The following is a 13854-nucleotide window of genomic DNA, read 5'->3' as shown; positions in this document are numbered from 1 at the left end:
GATATTGTCCTAAGGGGAAGGACATCGGATCACCCCAGCGACGATGCCGTATCCTCCTCGATCAGACCGATATTCGCGGCGATCGACACGGCCTCGGCCAGCGAACGTACCCCAAGCTTTTCCATGACCTGATGGCGATGCACCTTCACCGTCCGCTCCGAGATGCCGAGCGCATGAGCGATCTGCTTGTTGAGACGGCCGCGAATGAGGAACCGGAACACTTCGGCCTCGCGCGGGCTAAGCCCAGCCACCAGCGCCCGCTGGCCCTGGAGACGGTCGTGTTCGGCCCGCTGTCTTTCATATTGGACAAGAGCGCGATCGATCGCCCCCATCAATGTCGCTGCGGTAGAACTTTTCTCTAGAAAATCCTTGGCGCCCGCCTTCATCGCCTCGACGCTTGCCTTGATGTCTCCTTCCCCCGTCAGGAACACGACCGGAAATAACGGCGCCAGCTCGCACAGCCGGCGTTGGATCTGCAGGCCGGACTGGCCAGGCATCTGAAGGTCGAGAAGAACGCAACCCGGCTCACAATCGGGAAGGCGGGAAAGAAACTGATCTCCGGATTCATAGGCTTCGACCCTGAGGCCGTTTGCGGAAAGCAGCCTTGCGGTCGCCGTCCGGTAGGATTTGTCGTCATCGACGATATGGACAACCGGTTTCATCTCGATTGCTCCTCCCTGTGGGCGAGAGGCAGGGCCACGCGAAAGACCGCGCCTCCCTCGGGGCGGTTGTCGGCACGGATGGTACCGCCATAGGTCTCGAGAATGGCGCGGGCTATGGACAGACCCAGCCCCGTCCCCGCCTGCTTGGTGGTATAGAACGGTTCGAATATGCGGATCAGCCTCTCTTCCGGAATGCCGTCTCCGGTGTCGGAGACCCGCAGCTCCGCCTTCTCGTTTGCCAGTCCCGTCGCGAAGGTAAGAGTTCTCCCGGCCGGAACGGCGTCCAGCATGGCGTCCATCGCGTTGGTCGCCAGATTGAGAATGACCTGCTGCACGTGAACCTTGTCGGCACGCACCGGCAGTTCACCGGGCGGCTGGGTTGACGTCAGCGTAATTCCGCGCCGTTCCGCCTCGCCGTGAATGATGTGGATTGCGCTCGATGTGACATCGTTCAGATCGAACTCCTGCCAATCGATCTCGCTTCTCTTCTTGAGCAACCCTCTCATCCGGCTGATAATATCGCCTGCGCGTTGATCGTCCTCCTGGATGTCGAGAAGAATCTGCTGGATCAGCCCGTGATCCGGGTTTGCACTCCGCAGCAGCACCGAGGCAGCCTCAGCGTTGTTTCGGATGGCCGATAGCGGCTGGTTCAGTTCGTGAGCGATCGACGAGGATAGTGCGCCGGCCGTCGCGGACTGGTTGAGATGGACAGCTTCAAGCAGGTGAAGCTGCGAGCTGCGCTCGGCGTCGCGGCGGCGCCTCCTCTCGAGCAGAAGCACCGAGATGATGCTGGCCTGCGCCAGCACGAGGCCGCCCCCCGCCACCAACACGATCCAATGTTCCTCCCAGAGACTCCTCTCCTTGTGCATCTGGATCGTGCCCGGCGGCAGATCCTTTTCGGCGAGCCCCCAGCGCTTGAGTTGCCGGGCATCGGCGACATAGGTCTGTGGCGCTTCGAGATCGGATACCGGCTTGCCGGCAATCGCATCGATGACGAGGTCACCGACGGTCCGGCCGAGCGCTTCGAATGTGACGGTATTGCCGCCGACGACGCCATGATCGATGTAGGTCTCATAAGGGCCGTAGACAGGCGCGCTGGCCGTCGACGCGATCTGTCTGATCGCGTCGCGCGGAATGAAGTTGCGCCCTGCCCGATCCTTAAAGACCGTCAATGCCAGGATGATGCTGTCGGGCGGTACGCGGGAAGCACGTTCGACCAATTCGTCGATCGTCAGATCTTCCAGATAGGTCGTCGTATCATAGGATTTGGAGAACTGTTTCAAATCCGCGCGGGCCGTCGTCAGCCAGCTCCGGTCGAAGTCGGAAGAGCCACCGACGACGTAGAGGTGGCGCGCATCGGGCTGCAGGCCGCGGGCCATCTCAGCCGTCTTCAGAATGTCGAAGGTCGAGAAGGCTCCGATAACGTCATCGGGCAAGTCGATCTTCTCGGCGGTGGCGGTGCCGAAACCGGCGGCGACGATTTTTGCGCCTGGAGCGATCGTGCCGCGGTTCGCGACGAAGAAGCTCGTCGATTCCCGGCCGAGGGCCACGACCACGTCGGGGCGGCGCGCTGCGTATTTCTCGCCCAGATAGCGTGCCATGCGCGCGACGTGGTCACCTTCCGGAAACCGCGAGAGATCCAGGAACTCGGAAAACAGGTCGATCTTGCCGTTTGTCGCCTGCAGCAAACGGGTCCGCAGCGCCTCTCCAGCAGCGGTCGTCGCCGCGATCCTCTCGTCATAGGGATAGAGGACGAGGACGCGGGGAACCCGGTCAATGATGGCAATAGAGGTGTCGGAGGCTGCTGCCTGACGACTGGACACAGTCAGGGCGACGACCGCCAACAAAAAGGCAGCGCAGCATAATCGACCTGACCATTCGCCCAAGCCCATCCGCTTTCCCCCCAAAGCCGGGGGACAATAACAGCTTCCCGCTGCGTCGTCATCTGCGCATCACTGCTGTCGATTGCCACACATGAAGATTCCCTAAAGTACAATATCGAGAGAAGGCAGCATTCGCTAGGGTTCAGCACGCCGGGGCAGAGATGCGGCCGGTTTCGCAACCCGCCGGAGACAGTTCCGGCAGGATCTTCGTTTTCAAAGCAGTCTAGTTGAATCGACGCATGCGATCGCAGGCCTTTGCCGCGAGCGGCTTCGTCATTCAAGAACGTCAACGGAGGGATTTGAAATGAACAGCAGAATCCTTATCCGCTGCATCGGAGCACTGGCTTCATCCACCATTCTTTGGTGTGCGGCCTCGCCCCTGCAAGCGCAGGACTCCCAACGAAAACCCAACATCCTGTTCATCGTTTCGGATGATACCGGCTACGGTGATCTCGGCCCCTATGGCGGAGGTGAAGGTCGCGGGATGCCTACCCCGAACATCGACAAGCTTGCTGAAGACGGCATGACCTTCTTCTCCTTCTACGCCCAGCCGAGTTGCACGCCCGGCCGTGCGGCCATGCAGACGGGGCGAATACCAAACCGCAGCGGCATGACGACTGTCGCCTTTCAAGGTCAGGGCGGTGGCTTGCCCGCGGCCGAATGGACACTTGCATCCGTGCTGAAACGTGGCGGCTATCACACCTATTTCACCGGCAAATGGCATCTCGGCGAAGCGGACTACGCCCTACCGACTGCGCAGGGTTATGATGAGATGCGGTACGCCGGCCTCTACCATTTGAATGCCTATACGTATGCCGATCCCACCTGGTTCCCGGACATGGATCCGAAGCTGCGGGAGATGTTCCAGAAGGTGACCAAGGGGGCTTTGTCCGCCAAGGCAGGAGGACCAGTGACCGAAGAATTCAAGGTCAATGGCCAATATGTCGACACACCCATGATCGACGGTAAGGAGGGCGTTGTCGGCATTCCGTTCTTCGACGGCTACGTCGAGAAAGCGGCACTGGGCTTTCTGGACGAGGCTGCCAAAGCACCGGACGAACCCTTCTTCATCAACGTGAACTTCATGAAGGTTCACCAGCCGAACATGCCGGCCCCGGAGTTCGAGCACAAGTCCATGTCGAAGTCGAAGTATGCGGACTCGATCGTGGAACTCGACACCCGCATTGGCCGAATCATGGACAAATTGCGGGAAACCGGCATGGACCGCAACACGCTGGTTTTCTACACCACCGACAATGGGGCATGGCAGGACGTCTATCCGGACGCCGGATACACCCCGTTCCGCGGAACCAAAGGCACCTTGCGAGAGGGCGGCAACCGTGTTCCTGCGATTGCGGTCTGGCCGGGAAAGATCAAACCCCGCACCAAGAACCACGACATCGTCGGTGGTCTCGATCTGATGGCGACATTCGCCGCCGTCGGCGCGGTTCCGCTTCCTGACAAGGATCGCGAAGACAAACCGATCATATTTGATAGCTACGACATGTCGCCGATCTTGCTCGGCACCGGAAAATCGGAACGCAAGTCGTGGTTTTACTTTACTGAAAACGAGCTCTCGCCCGGTGCGATACGCGTCAACAACTACAAGTTCGCCTTTAATATCCGCGGGGATAACGGAGCCTCGACGGGCGGACTGGCGGTCGACACCAACCTCGGCTGGAAGGGTGAGGAGAAGTATGTCGCCACGGTGCCCCAGGTGTTCGATCTGTGGCAGGACCCGCAGGAACGCTACGACATTTTCATGAACAATTTCACGGAGCGGACCTGGATGGGCGTCGTCATGGGCGAAGAATTGAAGAAGATCATGGCCACTTACGTGGAGTACCCACCCCGCAAGCCCCAGAGCCTGACCTACAACGGCCCCATTACGCTATCGGATTACAGTCGTTTTCAATGGATCCGAGAATCCTTGGCAAAGGAAGGGGTGAGCATTCCTATGCCGACTGGAAACTAAGTCTTTGGCAGCCCCGGACCGATCCGGGGCTGCCGTATATCTCCGAGCTCAGGATTGCTGCAAGTTAATCGATGGAGGCTTTGCGATGTTTTCGGCACGTAATTTCCTGTATTTTTCCCGTTGCGTCGCGCTCGCCGCCGCAGCATGCCTTTTTACCGCGGCCTCGGTAGTCGCTCAAACGGGCGCACTACCATCGTGGAATGACACGGCATCGAAGCAATCGATCATCTCCTTTGTCGAGAAGGTGACAAAACCAGGGTCAGCCGACTTCGTCCCGGAACTGGAGCGTGTCGCCGTGTTCGATAATGACGGCACCCTGTGGGTCGAACATCCGATCTATACGCAGCTTGCGTTCGCCCTCGACCGAGTGAAGGTGCTTGCTCCGCAGCATCCGGAATGGAAGGAAACGCAACCGTTCAAGGCGGTGCTCGAAGGCGATATGAAGGCGCTGGCGGCATCCGGGGAAAAGGGTCTCGTCGAGCTCATCATGACCACGCATGCGGGAATGACCACCAGTGAATTCCAGAAGGTCGTCACCGATTGGTTCGCGTCGGCGCGCGACCCTAAATTCAAGCGGCCATATACCGAACTCGTCTACCAGCCGATGATCGAGGTTCTCTCCTATCTCCGCGCCAACGGTTTCAAGACCTTCATCGTTTCGGGCGGCGGCATCGAACTCATGCGGCCCTGGGCGGAAGAGGTATACGGCATCCCACCAGAGCAGGTTATTGGCTCGTCGATTAAGACCGAGTTCAGGATGCAGGACGACACGCCGACCCTGTTTCGGCTTCCCGAAGTCAATTTCATCGACGACAAGGCCGGAAAACCGGTCGGGATCAACCAGCATATAGGCCGGCGGCCGATTGCCGCCTTCGGCAATTCCGACGGAGACCTCCAAATGCTGCAATGGACGACCATGGCAGGTGGACCCGCCAGGCTCGGCGTGCTGATCCATCATACCGACGCGGAGCGTGAATACGCCTACGACCGCGATACCGAAGTCGGCCGTCTCGACAAGGCGCTCGATGCCGCCTCAATCGCAGGCTGGACCGTCGTCGACATGAAGGCCGACTGGAAGCAGGTGTTCAAGGACTAGGGGAATGCGCCGAGCGCCGGAGCGTTGGACGATGGCGCCGTGACCTTTTGAAACGTCGACAGGGAGCGATTGAGTGGCAGCGTCTGTGCGATCAGCAGCGGTGAGAGGAATGACCCTCCTGCTTTTCCTGTTGCTCGCCTTTGCCGGGCGCAGTCTTGCGAGTGACGCCCCCTCCACGCCCGCCGCCGACCCGCGAATAGCGATCCATGAGGGTTTCGTGGCCGAAAGGACGTGCTCGTCCTGCCACGCCGATCAGGCCGCGGCTTTTTCGAAGTCCCACCATGCGAAGGCCATGGCGCTGGCCAAAGACGAGACGGTGCGCGGCGATTTCAACAATAGCAAGTTTGAACATGACGGTGTGGTCACCACCTTCACTCGCCGCGACAGCCGCTTCTTCGTCAACACCGAGGGAGCGGATGGCGGCCAGACCGAGTTCGAAGTCAAATATACCTTCGCCTACGAACCTCTGCAGCAGTACCTCGTCGACATCGGAGGCGGACGGCTGCAGGCTCTCGATATCGCCTGGGATACGGTCAGACGGCAGTGGTTCTGGCTCGGAAACGGCACCCCGGCCAAACCCGGATCGACCTATCATTGGACAGGTCCATTCTACCGCTGGAACCGCACCTGTATCGATTGTCATTCGACCGATCCTAAGGCGAAGTTTCAACCGCAGACGAACGAATACAAGTCGACCTACGTCGCCACCAGCATCGGCTGTCAGTCCTGTCACGGCCCGGGCGCAAAACACGTCGCCTCGGCGCAATCGGGCAACGCCTCATCCTCAGTCAAGCCGGATACAGCTCTACCGAAAGTCGATGCGGGCATCTGTTTCGCCTGCCATGCCAGGCGCACCAAGCTGCTGGACGGTTATCAACCGGGAAAGCCCTTTCTCGATTATTTCTCACCCGCCCTGCTTCGGCAGGATCTTTATTTCCCGGACGGACAGATACTCGACGAGGTCTTCGAATATGGCTCGTTTCAGCAAAGCAAGATGGCAAGGGCGGGCGTGACCTGTCTCGATTGTCATCGGCCGCACGAGGCCGGCCTCAAGGCGGAGGGCAATGCGCTGTGCACGCAATGCCATACCGAGACGAAGCCGGAGCGCTTCGCCAACCAGAATCCGGGCGGGCTGTTCGACACTCCCGCGCACACCCGCCATCAGGCCGGTTCGACTGGAGCACAATGCGCCAACTGCCACATGCCCGAACGCACCTACATGAAGGTCGACCCGCGCCGCGACCACTCCTTCGTCATCCCCCGGCCCGACCTGTCGGCAACGCTTGGAACGCCGAATGCATGCACGAACTGTCATGTCGGCAAAACCGATGATTGGGCAGCCGAAACGATGGACGAATGGTACGGAACGCAATGGCGCAAACGCCCGTCGACCGCCCATGCCTTCGCCGGAGCTGCCAACGGCGATCAGGCCGCGATGGAGGATCTGCGCGCGCTTGTCAGCGACCAAAAGCAAGCAGGAATTGTCAGGGGCAGCGCCATCGCCGCAATGAGCGGGACTGGCGGCGCGGATATCACAGCCGATATTCGAACGGCCGCAACCGATGCAGATCCGCTCGTCAGGCTCGGTGCAGCGGAAGCGGCAGGCAATATTCCGCCGGAGCAGAGGCTGGATGCGATCGGCAAGCTGCTCGGCGATGAAACGCGTGCGGTGCGCGTTGCTGCCGCCAATGCACTCGCCGGCACTCCTCCGCACCTCTTCGGCAATCAGCAAGGCAATTTCGAAGCCGCTGTCGCGGACCTGCGCGCCTATGTCGAAACGAACGCCGACGTCGCGGAAACACAAAGCAATTATGGCTTCTTCCTGTTCGCCCGGCAGCGTACGGCCGAGGCCGAAGCCGCCTTCCGACGGGCGATTTCGCTCGACCCGACACTGGAGGGAATGCGCATCAATCTTGCCGAGTTCTACCGCGCCACCGGCCAGAACGAGAGGTCGGAGCAAACTTATGCCGAAGCGATCCAGATGGCGCCCGAACGGGCGGATCTGCGCTACGGACATGCGCTGTCGCTGGTGCGCAAACAGGCATTGGCCGAGGCGATAGCCGAACTCGAAGAAGCGGTGCGGCTCGATCCGCAGAACTCCCGCTACAAGACGACCTTTGCCGTCGCTCTCGATTCGGCTGGCCGGACGGGAGAGGCCCTGGACAGGCTTGGTGGCTGGGTCACGGGCGGAGATCCCGACATCATTGGTCTGGCGCTCCAATACAGTCTCAAGCTTCGACGCTTTCCCGAAGCGCTGAAATACGCGGAGGATCTGGCGCGACTGAGGCCGCAGGACCCGCAGATTTCAAGCCTCATCGGGCAGCTGAAGCAGGCGATCAACGGAAAATAGGTATTTTAGCTTGTCCAAATCTACTTCTCGCTGCACAGTGCCGACTCGGGACAGCAGTGCCGAGGCGACAAACGGGATCGGGGGATTCTCATGAAGGCCACATACTTGCGTGCCGTTCTGTTACTGGCAGGCATTTCTGCAGCGTCGGGCGGCAACGCCGCCGATATCACGCCGCTCACGCCGGAAGCAAAAACAGTCGAGAGCCAGAGCGGCTGGGAATTCACCTTCGCTCCATATTTCTGGGCTGCCGGCTTATCCGGCGATATTGGGCAGTTCGGGCTTCCGGAAGTTCATGTCGACGCGGACTTCGGCGATATCCTCCAGAACCTCGACTTCGCTTTCATGGCGGCAGGCGAAGCAAGATATGATCGCTTCAGCATCGTCGGTGACGTGATCTACACCAAGCTCGGTGCCGACGCCGATACACCTGCCGGCATCCTTGCCGAGAGCGTCGATGTGACGTCGAAGACCTTCGCGGGATTTCTTGGCGTCGGTTACGCCGTGCTCGAAGACCAAAATGGCCATCTCGACGTGGTCGGCGGCATGAAGGTCTGGTCGGCCAAAACCGAGATTTCCTTCAATGGCGGCATTCTGGCCGGAGTGGATGTCGAAGACAGCGCCACATGGGTCGATGCCGTCGCCGGCGTCAGAGGAAACTACTTCTTCACGCCGGAAATCTATCTCACCGGTTGGGGTCTGGTGGGCGCCGGCGGCGCCGATCTCGACTGGGACGTGGCGTTGGGCCTCGGCTACAAGTTCAACGACAGCATCTCGGCGGTCGCGGGATATCGCGCACTCGGCGTCAATTACGACAATGACGGGTTCGTCTTCGACGTCGTCCAGCAGGGGCCGATCTTCGGGGTCGCCATTCGGTTCTAACGCCCGGACTGGCGAACTATTATCCTTCCAGTATGCTCGCCATTTGATGGCCTGGCGTCCTCCAGGAGCCGGCCCCCAGGAAGCAGAGAGCCGCCGTGAAAAGAACAGCGGCTCACAGTTCGGTATCCAGCAAGCTCGATCCTGGGGATATCGTTTCGCTTCTGAGAAAGCCTGCCTCGCGGACTGGGTTCAATCGGATCATGGAGACATTGATGAAGAAAATCGCTTCGTGGATAGTATTGGCTGCCGCGCCGCTCAGTGTCTGGACAGATACGGCAGCCGCTCAGTCAAGCGAAGAACTCGCGAAGAAGCTGTCGAACCCTATCGCCTCGCTCATCAGCGTGCCGTTCCAGTTCAACTACGACCACGGCTACGGTCCCGAAGACGGCGACAAGGCAACGATGAACATCCAGCCCGTCATTCCGTTTTCTCTGAACGAGGACTGGAACCTTATTTCGAGGACCATCCTGCCGGTCACATGGCAGAACGACATCGCCGGACCCTCCGGCACGCAATTCGGTCTCGGCGACACCTTGCAGAGCTTCTTCCTCTCTCCTTCCAAGCCGACCGAGAGTGGCGTGGTTTGGGGTGCAGGACCCGTGTTCCTTCTTCCGACGGCCACGGATGAACTTCTCGGAAGCGGCAAATGGGGAGCGGGTCCGACCGCGGTCGTCCTCAAGCAGGATGGTCCCTGGACCTACGGGATGCTCGGCAACCATATCTGGTCATTTGCGGGTCAGAGTGATCGTCGGGACTTGAGTTCGACCTTCATACAGCCGTTCGTCTCCTACACCACCAAGGACGCCTGGACTTTCTCGCTGAATACCGAGTCCACCTATGACTGGAAAACAAACGACTGGTCGGTGCCGATCAACGTCACCGTCGGCAAGCTCATCACCGTCGACAAGCAGCCAATCAGCCTGACGGCGGGCCTGCGATATTGGGCGGCGGCTCCGGACAATGGCCCGGAGGGACTTGGCTTTCGCGTCGCGGTCACGTTCCTCTTTCCGAAATGAATCCGCGGCCGCCGGCCTGCTGTGGGACAGCGAGATCAGCAAGACCATGGCATTCCGCCAGAGCGCGACGGTGTGACTGGTCGCAGAGACCACATGGGACTTTTCGGCCAACCCCAAGACCGAGGTGACGCTGACCAACCGTATAGGGCATCGTTGGCTCGTAGTCACTCACATGCTATCGGACAACCTCTATCTCGCTCGGCCGCCATTCTTTCGTGAAGAATGGCTCCAACGGGCTGTAGAGACGCAGAAGCGTATTCCACCCTTTTCCCGGAACGGTCTGGATCCAGTTGCCGTCACTAACGCCGTCCGGTTTTGTCGGTCCGAAATAAACCGTGGTCGAGCCATCGGAGCCAGCCACAGCGGCCGGAGACGGATAGGTCTGGCTGCCCGCCCGCGGATAGCGCTGCGGCGTGTCGAGCATCGAACGTGTCTGGTTGTCGTAGAGGGTCAGGGACCAGAATTTTTCAGCTGGTATGTTTTGCGGCAGCGTCATTTTATAGGTCTTGCTGCCATCAAGATATTCCCCGTTGCTGTCGACGAACGCCCCCAGATACTGCGACCCAACCCCTGTCAGCCGCATGATCATCGCGGGGGTGATGCCGGTCGCATAGAAAAACATCGCCGTGCGCGAATTGAGGGTGCGATAGCCGGTCGGCGCATTGGGGGTGATGATACCCTCGGCGCTGACTTCCGGCGGAGGCGTCTCAAAGGTGTAGCCGCCGGCAAAGAGCATGTTCATCCAAGCGGAGTCGGGATAGTAGAACCATCCTTCGGCCTTTCGCGGATTCCAGTTGAGCGTGCGGCCTGCGGCCGTGCCGATGGCGGCGGCATCGGTCAATATTTTCTTCATGCGGGCATCCGGCTCGAAGGGCTTGCCCTTGATGATGCCAACCGCCGCCAGCGAGCCCATGATCTCCGGATCGAGCGCCTCTGCCGGTTCCTTCTGCACCAGATCATTGATCATCTGGAAATAGCTGAAATCGTTGGGCGGAATGGTATTCATCGCCTTGCCGGTGCCCTCGGTGAATTTGACCGGATCCTGGGGCTTGAGGAACGACCAATCCAGTTTGTGATCGGCGCTGCGCTGCAGTGTTGCCTTGCCCTCCAGGGCCGAGGCGATGCTGGTGCCGTAGCCGCCCGGCACATAGCGATAGACCTTGAGCGTTTTCCTGATCAGTTCCACCGTAGGTTTGGGATCGTTGTTCTCGAGGAACGAGCGGCCAAGCGCCGTCGCCCGCGTTGTTGCCAGCTTGTGAACGAAATATCCGCTTTCCGGCAGGTCGCCCTTGTAGCCGGGGGGCACCAGCAGGAACCGGCCGCCTGCTCCGCGGTCCGGGCCGGGCAACCCGAAATCGGTGACCCAGCGGAACCAGATGTCATCGATCACGCCGAGAGACATCGGTGGCGTCTCGACGACGATCGGTCCTTCGGCAACATTCAGGTTTACCCAGAAATAGACCGTGTCGGCATTTGCCGTAAGGAACACAGATTTTGCGTCCATCAGCTCGGACCAGATGACGGCGGTGTTGTCCGCAACGCCCGCATCCTCGAAGCCCTTGAAGATGGCCGCCACGGATGCGCCCTGATAGGCATTCACGAAGGCTTCGACGCCATGCATCAGGTCGAGATAGTCGTAGACCTTCTCCACCGTCTCCTTGCTCGGGGCCCCGTCCTTGTATTTCAAGGTGCCGATGCTGCTTTCGACGCTGTCGGGCGTCACGATCTGCTGGGGCAGTTTCAGGCTCTCCTGCGCGGTGGCTGTCCACGCGACGGTCGCGCAAAGGAGCGCAGCAGCGATGATTTTCTGCCTTCTGACGATGTTCACGGGTTTTCCTCCTCGACGACAGGCCGCGCGGTAGCGTGTAGCCCGTTTCCAATTTCTCCTCGCCAGACCTGTCATCAGGTGCTCCTCCCACGGCCGGCCTGGCTGATCGTGCTTCCACGCCTTGACTATGCCAGAGCCTCGACGCGAAAGGCGTCACAGCAAATCCGTCTTCGCCAGGCAAGCTCGCGCCCGTCTCCACCAACAAAGTCAAGCGCCAGGAGTCCGCTTTCCGACCGCAACAATCGGCCGCCGACACGAGGGTGGAGATGCGCCTGCATATGTTTTTCCTTTAGGTCAATTCACCGGCGCGATGTCGCCCGGCTTCCAGGTTTTTTCGAAGAACGGATCGAGCGGGCTGTAGAGTCGCAGGATAGCGAACCAGCCCTTGCCGGGCACGGTTTGTATCCAGTTTCCACGCTTTACGTCCTTTGGTTGCTCAGGAGCCAAGTACACGGTAGTGGTGCCGTCGGCGGCCACCTCTGCGGCCGGTGATGGGTACGTCTGACTCCCAGCTCGAGGATACCGTTGTGGCGTATCGAGCATTGAGCGCGTCTGGTTGTCGTAGAGCGTCAGTGACCAGAAGTTCGATTCCGGAATATCCTTTGGAAGGGTCACCTTATAGGTCTTGCCGCCGTCGAAGTAGTTCTTGTCCGCGTCCAGTGTTGCGAACAGATATTGCGAGCCAATCCCAGGCACGCGCATGGCCATGGCCGGTGTGATGCCCGTGACGCCATAGAAGTACCATCGACGCGCCTCCAGTTGACGATAGCCCGTCGGTGGAAACGGCTTGACGCCCTCCTTCGTGACCAAGGGGATCGGCGTCTCGAACTGGTAGCCGGAAACGAACAGCGGGTTGAACCAGGTCGAACCCGGATAGTAGAACCAGTCCGGATCGCGAGGGTTCATGAAAAGGCTGCGCGAGATGGCGTTGGCTTGGGTGACGGCCTCGGTCAAAATCTTCTTCATCCTCGCGTCAGGCGCGAAAGGCTTGCCCTTGACGATGCCGATCGCGGCGATGGGGCCCATCAGTTCAGGGGCGAGCGATGCGGCTGGCTCCTGCTGCACAAGCTCGTCGAGCATCTCGAAATAGGTGAAATCATTCGGCGGGACGGTGTTCATCACTTTGCCGCTCGCTTCATGGAATACGGCCGGAGCGGCCGGGGTGATGCGACCGAACTTGCCTTTTCCCGCAAGGAACTCGGATATGGGTGAGCCGAGGCCACCTGGTTCATAGGGATAGATCTTGGTGAACTTCCGCATGGTATCGGCCACCGGCTTGGGATCGCCATGGTTTTCGAGAAATGATCGTGCAAACCACATCACAAAATTCGTCGGTGATCGGGCGATATTGAACCCCCCCTCCGGCAGCGGGCCATCGTAGCCCGGAGGGACGATCAGATACTTTCCGCCTTCGCCACGATCCGGCCCAGGCAAGCCAATGTCGATGATCCAGCCAAACCATGAGTCCTGGACAGCTCCAAGAAAACCCGGAGCGGTTTCCAGGACCATCGGGCCCTTGGTGAGATCCAGAGCGCCCACGGCGTAAATCGTGTCGGCATTGGTGGTCAGCCACAAAGACTTGGCGTCCATCAACTCGGAAAAGATGATCGCCTCATTGTCTTTCACGCCGACCCTTTGCAGCCCCTTTCGTATTGCGTGTATGCTTACGCCCTGGAAGGTGTCGGCAAACGCCCGTTGCGCGTTCGCGAAGTCCATGGCGTCATAGACTTTACCCAGCGTCGCCTTGCTCGGCGCACCGTCCTTGAAATCAAGAGGGCCAATGTGGGTTTCAACCTTGTCTGGCGTGGTGATCGATGGGGGAACGTCGGCGGCGTGCAGCGGGATCGACACACCGAGCGCAACGAAAAGCGCTGTGGCTCTCAGTTCTGCTTTCATGGCACTCTCCAATTCGATGTCGTTGGTAGGCAACGCTTTGAAGGCTCGTGAAGTCTCAGGTCGTGCCGGTACTCGTCGCCGTCGAGCAGCTCCTTCGGCAATTCAGCTGACAGGCTAAATATGACGTCTATTATCGGTCGAATACGCACGCCAGGCTCTAGCCATAACCATGCGAGGCAGGACAATTATACCGACGCTGACCACGGGGGCGCGAAGATGCCAAGGTTTCTCACTGGCTCCGTTGACGCGGTCTTCATCTCTCCCACAAC

Annotated in this window: 9 protein-coding genes; 5 read left to right on the top strand and 4 right to left on the bottom strand. The window is 59.8% G+C overall.

Annotated elements, in window-relative coordinates:
- Nucleotides 1–29 precede the first annotated feature (29 nt).
- On the bottom strand, nt 30–662 hold the full coding sequence (locus AC245Y_RS29175) for a response regulator transcription factor (RefSeq protein ID WP_017996583.1): 633 nt from the start codon (nt 660–662) through the stop codon (nt 30–32).
- Complete coding sequence (locus AC245Y_RS29170; protein WP_017996584.1) at nt 659–2554, bottom strand: sensor histidine kinase; 1896 nt, start codon at nt 2552–2554, stop codon at nt 659–661. The genes AC245Y_RS29175 and AC245Y_RS29170 overlap by 4 nt, the downstream gene beginning before the upstream one ends.
- 295 nt (nt 2555–2849) lie before the next feature.
- Here AC245Y_RS29170 and AC245Y_RS29165 point away from each other — a divergent pair, with 295 nt between their 5' ends.
- From AC245Y_RS29165 to AC245Y_RS29145, 5 genes are all read left to right on the top strand, one after another.
- A complete protein-coding gene (locus AC245Y_RS29165) occupies nt 2850–4520 on the top strand; it encodes an arylsulfatase (RefSeq protein WP_012763409.1) in 1671 nt (556 codons plus the stop codon).
- An 85-nt stretch (nt 4521–4605) separates the two neighbouring features.
- Nucleotides 4606–5616, top strand: a complete 1011-nt coding sequence (locus AC245Y_RS29160) for an HAD family hydrolase (protein ID WP_017996585.1) — start codon at nt 4606–4608, stop codon at nt 5614–5616.
- 109 nt (nt 5617–5725) lie between these two features.
- Nucleotides 5726–7966: a tetratricopeptide repeat protein gene (locus tag AC245Y_RS29155; protein WP_017996586.1), complete on the top strand. Its 2241-nt coding sequence runs from the start codon at nt 5726–5728 to the stop codon at nt 7964–7966.
- Between the two features lie 90 nt (nt 7967–8056).
- Nucleotides 8057–8845 (top strand): DUF481 domain-containing protein, encoded by a 789-nt coding sequence (locus AC245Y_RS29150; protein ID WP_017996587.1) that lies wholly within the window; start codon nt 8057–8059, stop codon nt 8843–8845.
- 200 nt (nt 8846–9045) lie between these two features.
- A complete protein-coding gene (locus AC245Y_RS29145; protein ID WP_032996928.1) occupies nt 9046–9861 on the top strand; it encodes a hypothetical protein in 816 nt (271 codons plus the stop codon).
- A 175-nt stretch (nt 9862–10036) separates the two neighbouring features.
- Here AC245Y_RS29145 and AC245Y_RS29140 read toward each other — a convergent pair whose 3' ends face one another.
- The gene (locus tag AC245Y_RS29140) at nt 10037–11689 is read right to left on the bottom strand and encodes a DUF1254 domain-containing protein (RefSeq protein ID WP_017996589.1); all 1653 of its coding nucleotides are present in this window, start codon (nt 11687–11689) and stop codon (nt 10037–10039) included.
- A 294-nt stretch (nt 11690–11983) separates the two neighbouring features.
- On the bottom strand, nt 11984–13585 hold the full coding sequence (locus AC245Y_RS29135) for a DUF1254 domain-containing protein (RefSeq protein WP_017996590.1): 1602 nt from the start codon (nt 13583–13585) through the stop codon (nt 11984–11986).
- Nucleotides 13586–13854: the final 269 nt, after the last annotated feature.

The organism is Rhizobium sp. SRDI943, from assembly GCF_057653695.1.
The sequence above is the reverse complement of the archived record's forward strand: the minus strand, read 5'-3'. Positions and strand labels throughout refer to the sequence as shown.

What these genes read in the sequence shown, in the direction of transcription:
- AC245Y_RS29150 (WP_017996587.1), top strand. Translation starts at nt 8,057, where the DNA reads ATGAAGGCCACATACTTGCGTGCCGTTCTGTTACTGGCAGGCATTTCT.
- AC245Y_RS29170 (WP_017996584.1), bottom strand. Translation starts at nt 2,554, where the DNA reads ATGGGCTTGGGCGAATGGTCAGGTCGATTATGCTGCGCTGCCTTTTTG.
- AC245Y_RS29175 (WP_017996583.1), bottom strand. Translation starts at nt 662, where the DNA reads ATGAAACCGGTTGTCCATATCGTCGATGACGACAAATCCTACCGGACG.
- AC245Y_RS29135 (WP_017996590.1), bottom strand. Translation starts at nt 13,585, where the DNA reads ATGAAAGCAGAACTGAGAGCCACAGCGCTTTTCGTTGCGCTCGGTGTG.
- AC245Y_RS29155 (WP_017996586.1), top strand. Translation starts at nt 5,726, where the DNA reads ATGACCCTCCTGCTTTTCCTGTTGCTCGCCTTTGCCGGGCGCAGTCTT.
- AC245Y_RS29160 (WP_017996585.1), top strand. Translation starts at nt 4,606, where the DNA reads ATGTTTTCGGCACGTAATTTCCTGTATTTTTCCCGTTGCGTCGCGCTC.
- AC245Y_RS29145 (WP_032996928.1), top strand. Translation starts at nt 9,046, where the DNA reads ATGGAGACATTGATGAAGAAAATCGCTTCGTGGATAGTATTGGCTGCC.
- AC245Y_RS29165 (WP_012763409.1), top strand. Translation starts at nt 2,850, where the DNA reads ATGAACAGCAGAATCCTTATCCGCTGCATCGGAGCACTGGCTTCATCC.